The organism is Ilumatobacter coccineus YM16-304 (assembly GCF_000348785.1).
GTDB lineage: Bacteria > Actinomycetota > Acidimicrobiia > Acidimicrobiales > Ilumatobacteraceae > Ilumatobacter_A > Ilumatobacter_A coccineus.
The window spans coordinates 2,332,344-2,349,894 of the sequence record NC_020520.1 but is presented as its reverse complement, the minus strand read 5'-3'; the positions used below and the strand labels follow the sequence as shown (position 1 = coordinate 2,349,894).

Annotated in this window: 16 protein-coding genes and 1 tRNA gene; 6 read left to right on the top strand and 11 right to left on the bottom strand. The window is 68.2% G+C overall.

Going from position 1 to position 17,551, the window contains the following annotated elements; translation table 11 throughout:
• Nucleotides 1-24 precede the first annotated feature (24 nt).
• Nucleotides 25-738, top strand: a complete 714-nt coding sequence (locus YM304_RS25050; RefSeq protein ID WP_041298190.1) for an LPXTG cell wall anchor domain-containing protein — start codon at nucleotides 25-27, stop codon at nucleotides 736-738.
• A gap of 105 nt (nucleotides 739-843) precedes the next feature.
• Here YM304_RS25050 and YM304_RS10615 read toward each other — a convergent pair whose 3' ends face one another.
• Entirely contained in the window at nucleotides 844-3,066 is a 2,223-nt protein-coding gene (locus YM304_RS10615; protein WP_015441682.1) for an NADP-dependent isocitrate dehydrogenase, read from the bottom strand.
• Between the two features lie 158 nt (nucleotides 3,067-3,224).
• Between YM304_RS10615 and YM304_RS10610 the strand changes: the two genes are divergently transcribed.
• From YM304_RS10610 to YM304_RS10600, 3 genes are all read left to right on the top strand, one after another.
• The gene (locus tag YM304_RS10610) at nucleotides 3,225-4,331 is read left to right on the top strand and encodes an acyl-CoA dehydrogenase family protein (protein ID WP_015441681.1); all 1,107 of its coding nucleotides are present in this window, start codon (nucleotides 3,225-3,227) and stop codon (nucleotides 4,329-4,331) included.
• Between the two features lie 61 nt (nucleotides 4,332-4,392).
• Nucleotides 4,393-6,108 carry a hypothetical protein gene (locus YM304_RS10605; protein ID WP_015441680.1) on the top strand — a complete coding sequence of 572 codons (1,716 nt, stop codon included), beginning with the start codon at nucleotides 4,393-4,395 and terminating at the stop codon, nucleotides 6,106-6,108.
• Between the two features lie 32 nt (nucleotides 6,109-6,140).
• Nucleotides 6,141-7,019: an alpha/beta hydrolase gene (locus YM304_RS10600; RefSeq protein WP_015441679.1), complete on the top strand. Its 879-nt coding sequence runs from the start codon at nucleotides 6,141-6,143 to the stop codon at nucleotides 7,017-7,019.
• Nucleotides 7,020-7,022: 3 nt separating this feature from the next.
• Here YM304_RS10600 and YM304_RS10595 read toward each other — a convergent pair whose 3' ends face one another.
• From YM304_RS10595 to YM304_RS10555, 9 genes are all read right to left on the bottom strand, one after another.
• Entirely contained in the window at nucleotides 7,023-7,739 is a 717-nt protein-coding gene (locus tag YM304_RS10595; protein ID WP_015441678.1) for an anti-sigma factor, read from the bottom strand.
• A gap of 78 nt (nucleotides 7,740-7,817) precedes the next feature.
• The gene (locus YM304_RS10590; protein ID WP_041299545.1) at nucleotides 7,818-8,423 is read right to left on the bottom strand and encodes an RNA polymerase sigma factor; all 606 of its coding nucleotides are present in this window, start codon (nucleotides 8,421-8,423) and stop codon (nucleotides 7,818-7,820) included.
• A 93-nt stretch (nucleotides 8,424-8,516) separates the two neighbouring features.
• A tRNA-Val gene (locus YM304_RS10585) sits at nucleotides 8,517-8,590 on the bottom strand.
• A gap of 62 nt (nucleotides 8,591-8,652) precedes the next feature.
• Nucleotides 8,653-9,732 carry a radical SAM family heme chaperone HemW gene (hemW, locus tag YM304_RS10580; RefSeq protein ID WP_015441676.1) on the bottom strand — a complete coding sequence of 360 codons (1,080 nt, stop codon included), beginning with the start codon at nucleotides 9,730-9,732 and terminating at the stop codon, nucleotides 8,653-8,655.
• Between the two features lie 47 nt (nucleotides 9,733-9,779).
• The gene (locus YM304_RS10575; RefSeq protein WP_015441675.1) at nucleotides 9,780-10,283 is read right to left on the bottom strand and encodes a transcriptional regulator; all 504 of its coding nucleotides are present in this window, start codon (nucleotides 10,281-10,283) and stop codon (nucleotides 9,780-9,782) included.
• 118 nt (nucleotides 10,284-10,401) lie between these two features.
• On the bottom strand, nucleotides 10,402-11,100 hold the full coding sequence (locus tag YM304_RS10570) for an RsmE family RNA methyltransferase (protein WP_015441674.1): 699 nt from the start codon (nucleotides 11,098-11,100) through the stop codon (nucleotides 10,402-10,404).
• A 15-nt stretch (nucleotides 11,101-11,115) separates the two neighbouring features.
• Nucleotides 11,116-12,255 (bottom strand): molecular chaperone DnaJ, encoded by a 1,140-nt coding sequence (dnaJ, locus tag YM304_RS10565; protein ID WP_015441673.1) that lies wholly within the window; start codon nucleotides 12,253-12,255, stop codon nucleotides 11,116-11,118.
• 190 nt (nucleotides 12,256-12,445) lie between these two features.
• Nucleotides 12,446-13,450, bottom strand: a complete 1,005-nt coding sequence (gene hrcA, locus YM304_RS10560) for a heat-inducible transcriptional repressor HrcA (protein ID WP_015441672.1) — start codon at nucleotides 13,448-13,450, stop codon at nucleotides 12,446-12,448.
• 69 nt (nucleotides 13,451-13,519) lie between these two features.
• Nucleotides 13,520-14,869, bottom strand: a complete 1,350-nt coding sequence (locus tag YM304_RS10555) for a cryptochrome/photolyase family protein (RefSeq protein WP_015441671.1) — start codon at nucleotides 14,867-14,869, stop codon at nucleotides 13,520-13,522.
• Between the two features lie 208 nt (nucleotides 14,870-15,077).
• On the opposite strand from YM304_RS10555, the gene YM304_RS10550 reads away from it, so the two are divergent.
• Nucleotides 15,078-15,662 carry an adenylate/guanylate cyclase domain-containing protein gene (locus tag YM304_RS10550; RefSeq protein ID WP_015441670.1) on the top strand — a complete coding sequence of 195 codons (585 nt, stop codon included), beginning with the start codon at nucleotides 15,078-15,080 and terminating at the stop codon, nucleotides 15,660-15,662.
• A 14-nt stretch (nucleotides 15,663-15,676) separates the two neighbouring features.
• Here the strand turns inward: YM304_RS10550 and YM304_RS10545 are convergent, their stop codons facing one another.
• The gene (locus YM304_RS10545; protein WP_070105349.1) at nucleotides 15,677-16,693 is read right to left on the bottom strand and encodes a hypothetical protein; all 1,017 of its coding nucleotides are present in this window, start codon (nucleotides 16,691-16,693) and stop codon (nucleotides 15,677-15,679) included.
• A 57-nt stretch (nucleotides 16,694-16,750) separates the two neighbouring features.
• Between YM304_RS10545 and YM304_RS22400 the strand changes: the two genes are divergently transcribed.
• A complete protein-coding gene (locus YM304_RS22400; protein ID WP_015441668.1) occupies nucleotides 16,751-17,539 on the top strand; it encodes a GNAT family N-acetyltransferase in 789 nt (262 codons plus the stop codon).
• Nucleotides 17,540-17,551: the final 12 nt, after the last annotated feature.

Genomic DNA, 17,551 nt, shown 5'->3' with positions numbered 1-17,551 from the left:
AGTCGCATCGTGGACCATGTCCCGATGCGACTCAACTCAGCAGTGAACATCCGCTCCCCTCGCCCGTTCGCGGCGACAGTCGCCGCGGCGGCACTGATCGCGCTCGGGGCGGGCTCCACGGCCTCCGCCCAGAGCGACGAGGCCGTCATCGTCGTCGACGTGATGGTGGTGAACGACGACGGCGGCACGCTCGACGGCACCACGGTCACGTTCGAGCACCCCGCTCTCGGCGGTGGCACCACGGGTGGCAGCGACGGCGACGTCGACAACAAGTGCCTCACGACCGACGGCGGCACGTGCTACATCAACGCCATTCCGACCGGGCCGGGCGAGCTCACGTCACCTGCGGTCGACGGCTACACGACCACCATCACCTGCACGTCGGACGACGGCTCGTCGACGACCGATGGCGCCACCTGGAACACCGTGCCGTTCGGCGAGATCTTCTGTGTCGTGATGCTCGACGACGACGCGCCGACGGCACCGTCGACCACGCTGGCGCCGACGACCACGGTGGCCCCCACGACGACCGTCCCGCCGACGACCGCGGCACCCACCACGGCAGCACCGACCACGGCGGCGCCCACCACGGCGGCGCCCACCACGGCAGCACCGACGACGATGGCACCGGTGATGGAGTTGCCCGAGACCGGTGGTGCCGACAGTACGACGCTCGCGCTGGCGGCCATTGCCCTGCTGACCGTGGGCGTCGGGTCGATGCGGATCGCCCGCCGCTGATTCCGGTCGTCACGTCCCGACCGCCGCGTCCGTGACGCGGCAGCAGGTCCCGCCAGGGGTCGACCGCACCGCGTGGGTGCGGTCGACCAGCGGCGGGCGACACGCTCAGAGCGTGTCGAGAACTCGGTTGAGCGTGGCGCTCGGGCGCATGACGGCGTCGGCCTTGACGTCGTCGGGCTGGTAGTAGCCGCCGATGTCGGCCGGTTGACCCTGCACGCCGAGGAGTTCGGCGTTGATGGTGTCTTCGTTGTCGGTGAGCGCCGCGGCCAGCGGGGCGAAGCGGGCGGCCACGTCGGGGTTCTCGCTCTGCGAGGCGAGCGCCTGTGCCCAGTAGAGCGCGATGTAGAAGTGGCTGCCCCGGTTGTCGATCTGACCCAGCCGGCGGGCCGGCGACTTGCCGTTCTCGAGCAGTTGTCCGGTGGCGACGTCGAGTGCGTCGCCCAGCATCTTGGCCGCCTCGTTGCCGGTCACCTCGGCGAGGTGCTCGAACGACACGGCGATGGCGAGGAACTCACCGAGCGAATCCCAACGCAGGTAGTTCTCCTTGACGAGCTGTTGCACGTGCTTCGGAGCAGAGCCTCCGGCGCCGGTCTCGAAGAGGCCACCACCGTTGAGCAGCGGTACGACCGAGAGCATCTTGGCCGAGGTGCCGAGTTCGAGGATCGGGAACAGGTCGGTGTTGTAGTCGCGCAGCACGTTGCCGGTGACCGAGATGGTGTCGTCGCCGCGGCGGATGCGTTCGAGGGAGAACTTGGTCGCCTCGGTCGGCGCCATGATCTCGATCTGCAGACCGTCGGTGTCGTGATCGGCGAGGTAGGTGTTGACCTTCTCGATGAGCTGGGCGTCGTGCGCACGACCGGCGTCGAGCCAGAACACGGCCGGGCTGCCGGTTGCACGGGCTCGGCTCACGGCGAGGCGGACCCAGTCGCGAATCGGCTCGTCTTTGGTCTGGCAGGCGCGGAAGATGTCGCCGGCATCGACGCTGTGCGACATGAGCACGTCACCGTCGCCCGAGACGACGCGCATGGTGCCGGCTGACGGGGCCTCGAAGGTCTTGTCGTGGCTGCCGTACTCTTCGGCCTTCTGCGCCATGAGCCCGACGTTGGGCACGCTGCCCATGGTGGTCGGGTCGAAGGCGCCGTTGGCGATGCAGTCGTCGATCGTCGCCTGGTAGACACCGGCGTACGACGAGTCGGGGATGACGGCCTTGGCGTCCTGGCGCTCGCCGTCCTTGTTCCACATCTTTCCGGAGTCACGGATCATCGCCGGCATCGAGGCGTCGATGATCACGTCGGACGGAACGTGGAGGTTGGTGATGCCGTTGTCGGAGTCGACCATGGCGAGGTCGGGGCCGGCGGCCGATGCGGCGTCGAACGCCGCCTCGATCTCGGCACGCTGGTCGGCCGGCACCGAGTCGAGCGCCGACAGCACACCGCCGAGGCCGTTGCGCGGGTTGGCGCCGGCAGCTTCGAGCACGTCGCCGTACTTCTCGAAGACGTCGGCGTAGAAGACTTCGACGGCGTGCCCGAAGATGATCGGGTCGGACACCTTCATCATGGTCGCCTTCATGTGGAGCGAGAAGAGCACGCCGCTGGCCTTGGCCCCGGCGACCTGGTCGGCGAGGAAGGAACGAAGCGCTGCCACGCTCATGACCGTCGAGTCGACGACCTCACCGGCGAGCACCGGGAAGTCGGGCTTGAGCACCGTGACCGCACCGTCGGCGTCGACGTGTTCGATGCGCACGGTTCCGGCGTCACCGATGGTGACCGACTGCTCGTTGGAGGCGAAGTCGTCGCCGCTCATCGTGGCGACGTGGGTCTTGGAGTCGGACGACCAGGCCCCCATCGAATGCGGGTTCTTGCGGGCGTATTCCTTGACGGCCTTGGGCGCACGACGGTCGGAGTTGCCCTGACGCAGCACCGGGTTGACCGCCGAGCCCAGCGCGACCGAGTACTTGGCGCGAATGGCCCGCTCGTCGTCGGTCTCGGGATCGTCGGGGAAGTCGGGGAGGTCGTAGCCGAGCCCCTGGAGTTCGGCGATGGCTGCCTTGAGCTGCGGGATCGAGGCCGAGATGTTGGGCAGCTTGATGATGTTGGCGCCCGGCGTGAGTGCGATCTCCCCCAGCTCGGTCAGCGCGTCGGGGGTCTGCTGCTCGGGCGTCAGACGCTCGGGGAACTGGGCCAGCACTCGGGCTGCCAGCGAGATGTCGCGGGTCTCGACCTCGACGCCTGCGGCGCCGGCGAAGGCCTTCACGATCGGCAGGAGCGAGTAGGTCGCCATCGCGGGCGCTTCGTCGGTGATGGTGTAGATGATCGTCGATTCGGTCATGTCGTCACTTTCGCAGGATTCTGAGGGGGTCGAGCTCGGCCGGACCGGACACTCACTTGTCTTCAACTTGTCTACCACCATAGCGGGTGAGGACACCCGGCGACCAGCGAATCGCTCGATCTGCATCAGATCGAGCGGCCCGCCTACGCTGCACTGCAATGGACTTCTCCTGGACCCCCGAGCAGCAAGCCCTCCGAGCCCAGGCCGCGCAGGTCTCCGCCGACGCCGTGGCCAGATACGGGCGTCACAACGACTCGTGGATCAACGGTTTCTCGAAGGACTTCGCGCTCGAGATGGGCTCGCTCGGCTGGATCGGCATGACCTGGCCCACCGAGTACGGCGGTGGCGGGCGCCCACCGATCGATCGCCTCATCGTGGGCGAAGAACTCATCGCTGCCGGCGCACCGATCGCCGCCATGTGGTTCGCCGACCGCCAGATGGGTCCGACGCTCATCAAGTTCGGCACACCCGACCAGCAGGCCGAGTTCCTTCCCGGGATCCTGTCGGGTGAGACCACCTGGTGCATCGGCATGTCGGAGCCGAACTCCGGCTCCGACCTGGCGTCGCTCGTCACGAGCGCCGAGCGCGACGGCGACGACTTCGTCATCAACGGCCAGAAGATCTGGACCAGCTTCGGTGCCGAGGCCGACTACTGCTATCTCATCTGCCGCACCGACACGACGGGCAAGCCACATCAGGGCATCAGCGAGATCATCATCCCGATGGACACGCCGGGCATCGAGGTCCGGCCGATCACCGACATGACCACGAACCGCCACTTCTGCGAGGTGTTCTTCACCGACGTGCGCGTGCCTGCGGTGAACCTGGTCGGCGTCGAAGGCAACGCGTTCAAGCAGACGATGGCGCAACTCGAACACGAACGCGGTGGTATCGACCGACTCGTGTCGAACCAGGCGCTGTACGCGATGGCCAAGGCCCGCGCCGACACGTCCGACCCACGTGTTCGCCAGACGATCGCCCGTCTCGAGACCAACTACACGCTCGGCCGCATCCTCGTCACGCGCGAGACCCTGCGCCAGGCCCCGGCCGGGTTCTCGGCGGCCACGAAGTGCTTCTGCACCGAGCACGAGATCGCCGTCGCGGAGTTCGTGGCGAGCACGCTGGGCGCCGAAGCAACGCTGTGGGACGACGTGTCGCGAGGCCTCGTCTACGCCCCCGGCTACACGATCATGGGCGGCACGTCGAACATCATGCGCAACATCCTCGGCGAACGCGTGCTCGGACTCCCCCGCGAGCCTCGCTGACCCGCGAATTAGGTGATTCCACCGATGCGACGATGCGGTCGTTCGGTGCACGTTGGGAGGCATGCCTGCTCTCCCGTTCCCCCGCCGTCGCTCGTCGCCTCCGAAGCGCCACCTCGGCCTCGTCCTCGCGCTGATCGCCGGCGGCGCGATCGTCGGGCTCACGACCGAGCAGTTCGCCGGCGCCGACGTCACCACCGGTGACCGGCCGGTGTTCGTGCCGATCGACCCGTGCCGGCTCGCGGACACCAGGCCGGCGCCCAACAACGTCGGCCCTCGCGACACCCCGATCGGCACGGCGGAGACCGTGACCTTCACCGCGCACGGCACGAACGGGGACTGCACGGTTCCGGCCGATGCGGTGGGGTTGTCGCTCAACGTCACCGCACTCGGTGCCACCGAGCAGACCTTCCTCACCATCTGGCCGTCGGGCACGCGTCCGCTCGCAGCAAGCCTCAACCCCTCCCCCGGCGAACCGCCCACGCCCAACGCGGTCAACGCTCCGTTGTCGGGCACGGGCACGTTCGAGGTCTACAACGACCGTGGGTCGGTGCACGTCGTCGTCGACGTGAACGGCTACTACGCACACCACGATCACGACGATCGCTACTACACCCGATCGCAGGTCGACTCGTTGCTCTCGTCGGCGCCCACGACGACCGACGACGCTCAGCCGCATCCCGCACTCGTCCACGGTCGCCCGATCCGATCCGATGCGCTGATCGACTCCTCGGGCAACGCCAGCCTCTTCACCGAACTCGAGGTCGACCCGAGAGGCCGGCCGATCGTCGCCTGGATCGACCAGACCGCCGGTGCCGCCATGGTCAGCCGCTGCGCCGAGCCATCGTGCTCGACTGTGGCGACGACGGCGGCCACGCAGGCGAACAGCGCGACCCAACTCATCGACATGGAGCTCGACAGCGCTGGCGACCCGGTGCTGCTCACCAGCGGGCCGGGGAACATCGTCAGCGTGCACACGTGCGTGAGTTTCTGCGTCGGCGGCAGCACCACCGACTTCGCAGGGGCCGCACGCAGCGGTGGTCTCGTGATGACCCGCGACGACCTGCCGATCCTGGTCTACGAGAACGACACGTCCGACGAGATCGAGATCACCTCGTGTCTCGACCCGCAGTGCATCTCCAGTACGACCAGTGCGCTCGCCCCCACCGGCAATCTCGCTGACGTCGACGTGATGATGGGTCCCGACGGTTTCCCGATCGTCGCGTACTCGAACGATTCCGAAGGCGACGTCGTCGTGATCGCCTGTCGGACCGTCGACTGCGTCGGCTCGCCGGCGCCGGTGAGCACCGTCGTCGACAGCGCCGGATTCGTCGGTAATGGCCTCTCGATGACCATGGACGCCGACGGCAACCCGGCGATCGCCTATCGGGACCGTACGAACAAGGTGACGAAGGTCGCCAGGTGCAACAACCCGACGTGCTCGGGCCCCGACCCGGCGAGCCTCTCGACGTTGCCGTCCGGCGACGAAGGCCTGGCGATGGACATCGCCATCGCCTCGGCGACCGGCCTGCCGATCGTCGCGAGCTGGATCCCGACGGGAGTCGCACCGTCGCGCCTCCAGGCCGAGATCTGCCTCGACCTCACCTGCTCGAGCAGCGACACGTGGACGCTTGCCGACCCTGGCGGGGTGACGTCGCGCCCATCGCTCGCCATCAGCGCCTTCGGGGTCCCGATGGCAGCATGGATCGACCCCGTCGACGATCACGTCGTCCTGTCGTATCTCGGCGGAGCGTCCTCGACACCGAACGGTTGGGACTGAGCAGCGGTCGCCGGGTCGCTACAGTTCCGACCGTGGCGAGACGACCCGAGTTCACGTCGTTCGGAGGGGCCGACGGTCCGCTCGGCGCGCTCCGATGGGAGGGCATCACCGGAGCGCCGACCGTCGTGGCACTCCACGGCATCACCGGCAACGCGTGGGACTTCGATCCGCTCGTACACCGGCTCGGCGGTGCCGCTCACCTCGTGGCACTCGATCTGCGTGGGCGAGGCCGCAGCTACGACCACCCCGGCCCGTTCGGCGTTCGTGAGCACGCCGCCGACCTGATCGCCGTGATCGGCCAGATCGGCGGGCCCGTCGTGGTGGTCGCCCACTCCATGGGGTGCTACGTCGCGCTGCTGGCCGCCCGACGCGCTCCCGAACTGATCGCCGAGCTGATTCTCGTCGACGGCGGTCCGGCGCTCCCGGTTCCCGACGGCGTCGACCTCGACGACGTCGTCGAGAACACCCTCGGCCCGGCGATCAAGCGTCTCAAGCACGTCTGGCCCGACCGAGTGTCGTACAACACCATGTGGGCGCAGCATCCGGCGTTCCGCGGCCGCCTGTCGATCGATCTCGAGCGGAACCTCCTCGCCGATCTGATCGAGGTCGACGGTGGATTCCGCGCCGCGGTCAACCCGGCTGCGGTTCGCATCGACGGGCGCGAGTTGCTCGCCGACCGAGAAGTGCGCTCGCTGCTCGCCGAGCGGCACGAGCCGGCCGTGATCGTGCGAGCCGCTCACGGCCTCGACGGCGCTCCACCGCCGCTGATCAGCCGCTCCCTCGCCGAGCGGTACCCACAGCACCGTTGGGTCGAGGCCCCGGACGACAACCACTACACGGTGCTCCTCGGATCGACGGGAGCCGAATTGGTCGCCGGGCTCGTCCGCGAGGCGCTCACGGCGACCCGCTGAACGTCACCCCTCGGGGAAATCGAACTTCAGCACGACCCGGCCCGACGACGCCTGCTCAGGGCTGTCGGCGGCGACGGCCTCTTCGAGCGTGATCGTCATGCCGACCACCGCATCGAGTTCGATCCCGGCCCACAGCGTCACACCGTCGCCTTCGTGGAAGGTGCCGATCGGTACGAGGCGTCCGTCGTCGAGGCGAAGCCATCCTTCGTAGAACTCGCCGTTGGCGCGTCGCGGCAACGACGGTGCATCGACGACGATCTCGAGACCCGAGTCGAACGACGTCACCTCGACCGTGCCGCCGACGTCGGGGAGTAGCCCGGTCGGCACGAAGTCGCCGGCGACGTCTTCGGGTTGCGGGTTGCCGCTGAGTGCGCTCAGCGCGACGATGCCCCCGAACACCAGCAGCATGGCCGCGGCCGCCCCCAGCAGCGCGGGCCTCACCTGGGCGAACCGCGACGACCTGACCACCGAACCGGATGAGCCCTCCGACACCGTCGGGCCGGTCGGCATCGGGTCGACGTGGGCCTCGGACGAGACCGCGGCAACGATGCGATCGCCGAGATCTGCGCTCGGCACCTCCCACATGGCCGGATCTGCGAGCAGGTCGGCGACGTCGCCACCGACCTCGTCGCCGAACAGCGACCCGACGCGTCCCGCCTCGTCGGCGTACGGATCGATGTCGATCTCGGGAGGATCGGAGGGCGCGGATCGGTCAGTCATGGCAGCGTTCACTCATCTGTACGTCGTCGGGGCCGAATCGGTTCGCGGTGGGGCTGAACGTGTGCGCGGTCGACGTGGTCACGATGCGCCTCCTGCCGACTCGGTGCTCTCGCCGTCGCCGCGCAGGTAGGCGAGCCGTGTCGAGAGCCGACGGTGCGCTCGGAACGAACGCGACTTGACGGTGCCGACGGCGACACCGAGTCGTTCGGCGATCTCGGTGTGCGTGTACCCCTCGACGTGCTGCAGTCTCACCACGTCACGCTCGTCGGGGTCGAGGTGTTCGATCGCTCGCCGCACGACCCAGGTCGTCTCGATCTGGGCCGCATCGGGCGGGAGGGAGATCAACGCAGCGTCTCCGGCGTCGGCCTGTTCGAGCGAACCCGCCGGCCGACGACGCTCACGACGTTGGATGTCGATGGCGGTGCGCCGGGCGATGGTCGCCAACCACGGGGCGAAGTCTCGACCGGCTTCGAAGCGGTCGCTGTTGCGCCACGCCTGCAAGAACGTCTGCTGCGTCGCTTCGTCGGCATGACCACGATCGCCGAGGATCCGCAGGGCGACCGTGAACACGAGCCCACCGAATCGGTCGTAGAGCTCGCGCACGGCGGTCTCGTCGCCCGACCGCAGTGCGAGCGCCAGTTCGGTGTCGGCTTCCACGGCACCTGCAGGTCGAAATTCCTCCACGAGCCCGCCAGCGTAGGCGGCACAGTCGCTCGGCGCGACCACCCTCGAAAAAGATGAAACCCCGCTCGGTCAACGACCGGAGCGGGGATTCGGTGGGCACAGAGGGATTCGAACCCCCGACCCCTTGCGTGTCATGCAAGTACTCTAACCAACTGAGCTATGCGCCCTCAGCGAGACGCAACGCTACCAGCTCGACGTCGCTGCCCAACACGCCGAGCAGCTTTCCCGCTCAAGTCAGCCGCATCGAGATCTCGTTCGCCATCAGACGCCCCGATCGGGTCAGCACGACCCGGTGCGGATCGTCGTCGTGCGGGCGAAGATGGCCGTCGAGGACGGCCAGGGTCTCCGGCGAGAAGCTGTCGGCGGGAATCCCGTCTCGCGTCCGCAGGAGCAGCTGGAGACCTTCGAACCGGCGGGTGTCGGCGTCGAGCGTCTCCGACGAGGCCTCGACGTCTCCCCCCGCTGCGACCAGGTCGATGTAGCGGTCGGGGGTGCGGACGTTCCACCAGCGACGGCCGGAGCGGTGCGAATGCGCGGCGCAACCGAACCCGCGGTAGTCCTGTTGCCGCCAGTAGAGGAAGTTGTGGCGCGACTCGTGGCCCGGACGGGCCCAGTTCGACACCTCGTAGTTCGCAAGACCGGCAGCGACGAGCGCATCGTCGACGAGCTCGTACTTGTCGGCCTGATCGTCGTCGTCGGGATGACGATCGGGATCGGACGCGAGCGGGGTCCCCGCCTCGACGGTCAGCCCGTAGGCGGAGACGTGAGGCGGTCGCAGCGCCAGCGCGGCGCTGACCGTGTCTCGCCAGTCGTCGACCGTCTCACCGCTGGCCCCGTAGATGATGTCGAGGTTGAACGACGGCATGCCGACCTCGTTGATCGCTGCCACCGACCGCTCGACGTTGGCGATGTCGTGCGTGCGCCCGAGCGCCGACAGCACGTGCGCCGACATCGACTGCACGCCGAGGCTCACACGGTTGACACCGCCCGCTCGGTAGTCGGCCAGCAGGTCGACGGTGACGTCGTCGGGGTTGCACTCGACGGTGACTTCGGCCCCGGGCTGCACAGGGATCGAACGAATCACGTCGGCGAGTGCCGCCGACGGAGCGAGCGTGGGGGTGCCGCCGCCGACGAACACGGTGCTCGCCGGTGCCATACCGGCGGCCACGGCTCGACCGATGTCGGTCGTCAGGGCGTCGAGATAGGCGTCGACGAGGTGTTCGCGGTCGGTCCAGGTCGCGAACGCGCAGTAATCACATTTCGATGCGCAGAACGGGATGTGGACGTAGACCCCGAAGTCGAGCGACATGCGGGCAACCTACCGAGGGTCGGGAGCGACCGCTCGGCCGCCGGCGCTCAGATGAAGAGGAGGTCGAGCGCGGCGAGTCGATCGCCGACCTGATCGACCGGCACGTCGAGCATCGCCGCGATGGCGCGCGTGTCGTCGCCGCGAACCGTGATGACCCGGCCGTTGAAGTCTTGGCGCTGGACTTGGATCAGCCGGAGGTACCGGGCGAGCATCTCGAACGGTGAGCCGCTCAGCTGCATCAGCTTCGACACGTCGATCGCGAGCTTCTTGTTGATCGGAGATTCGATGGCCGCAGCTTCCGACCCGGTGATCTCACGCGGCAACAGCTGCTCGATCGGCACGTTGTAGAACTCCGCGAGACGATCGAGGCGGGGCACGGAGAGTGCGCGCTCGCCACGTTCGTAGGCTCCGAGCACCGATGCTTTGAACTCCTGCGCGGACTGGGCTTCGACCTCCTGCAGCGAGAAGCGCTTCTGCTTGCGAATCACACGCAAGCGCTCCCCGACCTGCCGGCTGTACGCCGAGGGGGCATCGTCGTCGAAAGTCACCATGGAAGTCTCCGCCTGAAGTCGTGGTTGGATTGCATCGCTCGTTGCATGCACAAACGAAAAGGGTAGTGCATGGTGACTCTAGGTAGGCGTATGGTCGGTTCGCGGCCCCTCCGACCACTTATTGTGACAAAATTGTCGCCGAAATCGCCGCTGTCTCAGTCCGTAGGATGCCCGTTCCGAGCGAGATCTCGTCCGACGCCGCCGCCAACTCGTCGGCCGACCATCCGCCTTCGGGGCCGATCGCGATCGTCGAGTCCGCCGCGGTGAGTGGTCGGCCACCCGGCTCCGCGACGACCGCATCGGGAAGGATGTCGACCGCGTCGACCGGTCCGTCGACCGCCACCCGCCAGACGCGACGACTCTGCCGCAGCGCCTCGTCGGCGATGCGCTGCAGCCGGTCGAGTTGTTTCGCCGCGCGCGCCGGCTTCCAGCGGACCACCGAGCGTTCGGCGTGGAGCAGGACGATGCGATCAGCACCGAGTTCGGTGCACTTCTGCACCAACCAGTCGACTCGATCGCCCTTCGGGATCGCCGTGGCGATCGTGAGCCGACGCTGGCCACGTTCGACCTGATGCCGTTCCGATGCCGGTTCGAGCAGCACCGAACCGTGGTCGACGACTGCGGTGTACTCGCGCCATCCGCCGACGCCATCGGTCGCCGTGACCGACTCGCCCGACGTCAGACGGAGCACTCGGACGAGATGGTGCTCGACGTCGGGTTCGAGAACGAGGCCACCGGTGTCGAGGTCGGCCGGATCGGCGACGAGCACATGCGTCGACGACCGGCGCAGTTCGTCAGGGAGCTCGGTCGCCGGCATCGGCCACGTGCTCGATCAGGAGAACGCCGACTTGATGCGGGAGAAGATGCCCTCTTTGCCGTTGCCGACTTCTTCTCCCCGACCGGCGGCGTACTGCGTGAGCAGGTCGACTTCCTCGTCGGACAGTTTGGTCGGGACGTCGACGCGTACGCGGGCGATCAGATCGCCGCGGCCTCGTCCCTGCAGCCGGTGGACGCCCCGCTGCCGCAGCACGAACTCGCGACCGGGTTGCGTGCCGGCCGGCACGACGAGGTCTTCGGTGCCGTCGAGGGTCTCGAGTTTGAGCGACGTGCCGAGCGACGCCTGCGCGATCGAGATGGGAACCTCGGTGATGAGGTCGTCGCCTTCCCGCACGTAGTTCTCGTCGGGCCGAACCCGCAGATGCACGTACAGGTCTCCGGCACGTCCGCCGCGAGGACCGGACGCACCCCGCCCGGTGAGGCGCAGCGTGGAGCCGGTGTCGACACCGGCCGGCACGTCGACCTGATACGAGGTGTCGGACGTGACACGGCCTTCGCCTCGACACGTGTCGCACGGCGTGGCGATCGTCTGGCCGAGTCCACCGCATCGGGTGCAGGGCGTGGCGGTGACCATCTGGCCGAGCAGGCTCTGGCGAACGCGCTGGACCTGACCCTGGCCGTTGCACTCGCTGCAGGTGACCGGCTTGGTGCCGCCGCCTGCGCCGGTTGCCTCGCACGCGTCGCACGGCACCGGGAGCTTGAGTTCGACGGTGATCTCGTCACCGAACACCGCTTGGGCGAAGTCGATGTCGGCGATGACCTCGACGTCTTGCCCGCGCGGCGGACCTGCCGGCCCGCGCTGGCGACCTCCGCCGCCCCCGAACGGGCTGCCCTGACCGCCGAAGAACGCGTCGAAGATGTCGCCGATGCCGCCACCGAAGAGGTCGTCGGCCGATCCGCCGCCGCCGCCCGCACCGCCGACGCCGGCTTCACCGAACTGGTCGTAGCGGGCTCGTTGACCGTCGTCGGAGAGCACCTGGTACGCACGCGACAGTTCTTTGAATTGCTCGGCCTTGGCGTCGTCGCCGGGGTTCGCGTCGGGATGGAGCTCGCGGGCGCGTTTGCGGTAGGCCTTCTTGATCTCGTCAGCAGATGCCGAACGAGACACACCGAGTAGATCGTAGAAATCAGCCATGACGGGTCACAGGATGCCGTGATTCTTCCCGATTTCGACCATCGCCGTCACACCGGACGCCACGGATCTTCGCGCGGCCACCTCAACACGGGTGAGCCGATCGGGCTCAAGTCCCACAGCCTGCCCACCGTGCAGCCCACAGCTGCCGACCGACGGGTGGGTGGGACCGGCAGGCCAGGCCGGCGCCGGGTCAGCCTTCTTCGATGCGGTGACCGAGTTCGCTGCTCACGACGTCGACGGTCGCGAGCGCTTGCGGATAGTTCATCCGCGTCGGCCCCAGCACACCCACCGAGCCGAGGTGTTCGCCGTCGACCACGACCGGCGACACGACCACCGAGCACGCCGACAGCGGTTCGACGCCGTGCTCGACTCCGATGGCCACCGACATGCCACGGTTGACGATGTCGGACACGAGCGACACCACGACGAACTGTTGCTCGAGCGTGTGCAGCACCGAGCGCACCACGTCGACGGCGTCGAACGCCTTGGCGACCTCGGAGACGCCACCGGTGTACACGTGGTCGGTCGCTGCGACCGTCTGGATCTGTGCGAGCGCTGCGGCCGAGAGCCGGTCGACCTCGGGGTCACCGCTCGAGGCCAGCTCGCTGATCTCGCCGAGCAGCGTGCCGTCGAGCTGCGACGACAGGTGTGCGCTCACCGCGTTCTGCCGCGCTTCGTCGTCGCCGGGTTCGAGTTCGAGGCTGACGTTCTCGACCGACCCGTTGGCGAACACGACCACGACGGTGGCCAGCGACTCCGACAATCCGACCAACGTGACGCGCCGCACTGCGACGGCTTCGGCGCGAGGTCCGACCACCACCGCGGCGCTGTGTGTCAGTTCGGCCAGCAGGTTCGAGGTCTGGTGCAGCATCTCTTCGATGCGCCCGTGCGCCGCGGAGAAGAACTCGCCGACCTGCTTCTGCACGGGTTCGGCGAGTCGGCCCGGCTTCGTGAGGTTGTCGACGAAGTAGCGGTATCCCCGATCGGTGGGGATGCGCCCGGCCGACGTGTGGGGCTGCACGAGGTAGCCCTCGGCTTCGAGCACGGCGAGTTCGCTGCGCACGGTCGCCGACGACACGTTGACGACTTCGGAGCGGACGATGCTGCCCGAGCCGACCGGCTGCGCGGTGGCGATGTACTCCTGCACCACGGCAGCGAGAATGGCCGTCTTGCGATCGTCGAGCATGGTCTTCATGAGGATAGTGATCGTTGCGACCGCGGCGACCACGGGCCGGTCAGATGTCGACCGGGCCGACCGACGGCGTCACTTCCCGGTCGCTACCGCGAGCCGGCGAAGCGCTTCCTCTCGCTCGGCTTTGTGATCGAGCATGGGCTCGGTCGGCTCCGGTACCCATCGCTCGACGTAGCTGCCGTCGCGGTCGTAGCGCTCCCGTTGGGTGGTGGGGTTGAACACTCGGAAGTACGGCGCCGCATCGGTGCCGGTGCCGGCGGCCCACTGCCAACCGTGATTGTTCGACGCGAGATCGCCGTCGACGAGATGCTGCATGAACCAGCGTGCACCCCACTGCCACGGCAGGTGGAGGTCTTTGACCAGGAAGCTCGCGACGATCATGCGGACGCGGTTGTGCATCCATCCGGTCGCCGAGAGTTGCCGCATGCCGGCGTCGACGATGCCGAATCCCGTCTCGCCCCGGCTCCACAGGTCGAACTTCGCGCGGGCCGACGCGTCGGTGTCGACCTCGATCGAGTCGAGCTTCGGGTTGAGGTTGTTCCACGCCGACTCGGGTCGCTGGAACAGGACGTCGCTGTAGAAGTCGCGCCAGGCCAGTTCGCTGGAGAACACCGTGTGTCCACGGCTGCCCTCGCCCGAGGCGTCGAGATCGGCGAGCAACGTGCGCGGGTGGATGGTGCCCCACTTCAGGTCGGGCGACAGTTGGCTCGTTCCCGTCAGCGCAGGGCGATCGCGTAGCTCGTCGTACGCGTCGACCCGGGATCGGTCGGTGCCGTCGGCGGCTCCGCCGGGTTGCACGAACCGCTGCCATCGGTCGAGCGCTGCCCGCTCCCCCGCTGCCGGGAGTTCGATCCCGGGATCCGGCCGATCGAACATGGGCTCGCTGTCGACGCCCGTCGACCCCGACCAGCGCAAGTCGTCCGGCATCGCGAACGGTCGCTCCCACCCGGTGCGACGCCACACCTTCGAGAACGGGGTGAACACCGCGTACGGCGTGCCGTCGTCCTTGAGGACGTTGCCGGGCGGCACGGCGTAGGGCGAGCCGACGCCGCGCAGCGTTCGCCCCGAGCCGTCGAGCGCTTCGGCCACCACCGCATCACGCTCGCGCCCATAGGGCGAGTAGTCACGGCTGACGAACACCGCCGATGCATCGAGTTCTTCGGCGAGCGCGGGAATCACTGCGGTCGGGTCGCCGTGACGCAACACGAGCCCGGTTCCGGCGATCGAGCGGATCGACTCGTCGAGCGCGGTCAACACGTCGTGGAGGTAGGCGAGGCGGACATCGCCGGACGCCTCGAACGTCGGGTCGATCACGAACACCGGGACCACCTCGGCGCCGTCGGCTCCGGCGGCCAGCAGCGCGGGGTTGTCGGCGAGTCGGAGATCTCGACGGAACCACATGATCGTTCGCTTGCCGGCCATCGCGTCGTTGTATCCGCTGGCCGTACGCCGTGCCTCACTCAGCTGGCAAACAGGTCGTCCGGCACCGCACGTCCGTCCCCCATCCCGGCCCCCGTCGTCGGGGGAATGCCCCGATTCGCGGAGCCGGCGGCGTCCGTACGTTGATGTCTGTACCCGCCGCCGGGACGACAAGCCGACCCGAACACCCGCCGAGAAAGGAGGACCCGAGATGAGCGCTATCGCCACCACTGCCACCGCCACAACCGCCGCCGCCACACTCGAGTCCACCTCCGGCACCGGGGCTCCACGGCCACTGCGCACCCAGGATCGAGTGGTCGTGTTCAACGATCTGGTCGACTCCACCCCGCTGCTCGTCGAACTCGGCGACGAAGCGTTCGCCGATCTCCTCGACGTGCTCGATGTCGAGCGCCTTCGACTCGTCACGCTGCACGGTGGCCGTCTGGTGAATCTCGCCGGCGACGGGGCGCTCATGGCCTTCGACACGACCGACGACGCCGTGGCCTTCGCCATCGACTTCAACGAGACCTGCAAGCTGCTCGGCATCCGGTCTCGGACGGGCATTCACCGAGGCGACGTGATGGTGCGCTCGAACGGCGACCTCGCCGGACTCGCCGTCAACACGGCCGCACGTATCGAATCCGCTGCACCGGCCGGCGGCATCGTGGCCTCGGCGTCGGCAGTTGCCACGACGAGTGCACCGTTCGAACCGATGGGCCCCGCCCGGCTCAAAGGCATCGACGGGACGACCGAACTCTTCTCGCTCGTCGCCGACGACCTCGCCCTCGCTGCGTGACGCCGAACCCGGCTCTACTCGTAGTGCTCGATCACGCCGCCGCCGCTGCGCATCTCGTCGATCGCCGTCCGCACGTCGTCGATCGCGAACTCCAACTGCGTCGCCACCGATTCCACGTCGCCGTCGAAACCGGCCGAGGCGACGATCGCATCGAGTCGATCTCGTGATCGCCACGCGACCGCTCTGGCCCACTCGCTGTACAGCGTCTGCGGGTCGTCGACCCCGATGAGATCGCGGTTGCGGCTCTGCGCATCGAGCGACGCGTCGGCCGACACGAACGCGTTGACCATCGTGATGCGCTCCGCCAACTCGGTCAGTGGCCCACCTCGGTGGACGACCATGTCGCCGTGCAGCGCGATCACCGATCCCGGGCCCGGGCCCGGGAACTCCGGAGCCACGATGCGCTCCGCAGGCGGCGTCTCGCCACGCGCTCGCATCGCTGCCGCCTCGGCTTTCGTGCCGAGGAAGTACTCGAACCGACCGCCGGGCGTGACCGCCGGGTCGGTCACCATCATCACGTAGTCGAGCGGAATCGTGTCGTGGTGCCACTTGTCGACCGCGGCCTCGATGCGGCTCGGCTCGTAGTTGATGTGGCCGAGGTGCACCGGCATCGGGTGCGGAGCGATCGAGGTGCCGTAGATGTCGGCGAAGTGTTGCGTCACCTCCGGACTGATGCAGAGGTCGCGGAGCCACTTCGACCGATAGCAACCACCTCGGACCGTGCGCTCGATCCGGTCACCCGCCGGCCGGCAGAACGCCCGCAGACGCCGAGCGACCGCCAGCATCACCTCCGCGCCCTCGTCGCTCAACACACGAAACGGACTCGACGCCGCGATGGTCGTCGCCTTGCCGGCGATGTCGTCGGGGCCGTAGCCGAGATCGGCCAACGTGGTGATCTCAGCGGGTTGCTCCAACCGCAGGTGACGCTCGGGATCGAAGACGGGTTCGTCGTCGAACCAGGCGTACCCCGGCGGCAGTTCGCTCGGAAACGGCACGGCGACCTGCGCCGTCGGCTTCGTGGTGGCGCTCATCACCCACGACACTACGTTCGCCGGGCGATGACCGGCCAGGTGTGTCAGGGTTGACCCGTGACCAGGGCTGACGACGACGGCGACATCGCGCTGCTCGCTCGGTCCGAAGCGCTGCAGCTTCGACGAGTCGCGGCGCAACTCGCGGCGAACGGATCCGCCGACCCGGCGATCGCCGACATCGACGCCGGCGTTCTGATCGCACTCGGGCCAGAGCGCTTCGTAAACCGATTGTTCGCCGCTCGCAGCCATCTCAGCAGCGACGACGTCGATCGTGTGGTCGCGTTCTTCGAGGCGTCGTCGGTACCCCCGTCGGTGCAGATCGCCAATCCGACCGAGGCCACCGTCCAGCGGCTCCGACATGCCGGATTCGGCCTCGACTGGGAGCGAGCGCTGTGCACGACTCGGCCGGCGCCCGTCTCCGCAGCGTCGCCGTTCGAGTTCGAGCGCGTCGACGAGTCGAGTCTCGACACCTGGCTCGACGTGCTCGCTCGGGGCAACGAGATCACCCAGGCCGAATCGAGGGCGATCAGCGACGACTTCGCACGAGCAGCGCATTCGGCCAACGACTCGGCGGAGTGGCTCGCACTCTCCGGCGACACGCCTGTCGGCTGCGGATCGCTGCTCTCGGTCGACGGAGTCGCCTGGCTCGGCGGTGCAGCGACGCTCCCCGACTGGCGAGGACGCGGCGTGCAGTCAGCGCTGCTCGCCCATCGGCTCGACCGAGCAGCGGCGCAGGGTTTCGAACTCGTTGCGGCCACCGCCGTCGCAGCGAGCGGTTCGGCTCGCAACCTCGTGCGCTGCGGCTTCGACATCGTCGCGATTCAACACGTCTACACACGACGCTGACGCGCCGACCGC

Coding starts and splice junctions, on each gene's coding strand:
- YM304_RS10555 (WP_015441671.1), bottom strand. CDS start 14,869: ATGGCCGGCAAGCGAACGATCATGTGGTTCCGTCGAGATCTCCGACTC.
- YM304_RS10545 (WP_070105349.1), bottom strand. CDS start 16,693: ATGAGCGCCACCACGAAGCCGACGGCGCAGGTCGCCGTGCCGTTTCCG.
- YM304_RS10610 (WP_015441681.1), top strand. CDS start 3,225: ATGGACTTCTCCTGGACCCCCGAGCAGCAAGCCCTCCGAGCCCAGGCC.
- YM304_RS10550 (WP_015441670.1), top strand. CDS start 15,078: ATGAGCGCTATCGCCACCACTGCCACCGCCACAACCGCCGCCGCCACA.
- YM304_RS10570 (WP_015441674.1), bottom strand. CDS start 11,100: ATGCCGGCGACCGAGCTCCCTGACGAACTGCGCCGGTCGTCGACGCAT.
- dnaJ (WP_015441673.1), bottom strand. CDS start 12,255: ATGGCTGATTTCTACGATCTACTCGGTGTGTCTCGTTCGGCATCTGCT.
- YM304_RS10595 (WP_015441678.1), bottom strand. CDS start 7,739: ATGACTGACCGATCCGCGCCCTCCGATCCTCCCGAGATCGACATCGAT.
- hrcA (WP_015441672.1), bottom strand. CDS start 13,450: ATGAAGACCATGCTCGACGATCGCAAGACGGCCATTCTCGCTGCCGTG.
- YM304_RS10615 (WP_015441682.1), bottom strand. CDS start 3,066: ATGACCGAATCGACGATCATCTACACCATCACCGACGAAGCGCCCGCG.
- hemW (WP_015441676.1), bottom strand. CDS start 9,732: ATGTCGCTCGACTTCGGGGTCTACGTCCACATCCCGTTCTGCGCATCG.
- YM304_RS10605 (WP_015441680.1), top strand. CDS start 4,393: ATGCCTGCTCTCCCGTTCCCCCGCCGTCGCTCGTCGCCTCCGAAGCGC.
- YM304_RS25050 (WP_041298190.1), top strand. CDS start 25: ATGCGACTCAACTCAGCAGTGAACATCCGCTCCCCTCGCCCGTTCGCG.
- YM304_RS10575 (WP_015441675.1), bottom strand. CDS start 10,283: ATGGTGACTTTCGACGACGATGCCCCCTCGGCGTACAGCCGGCAGGTC.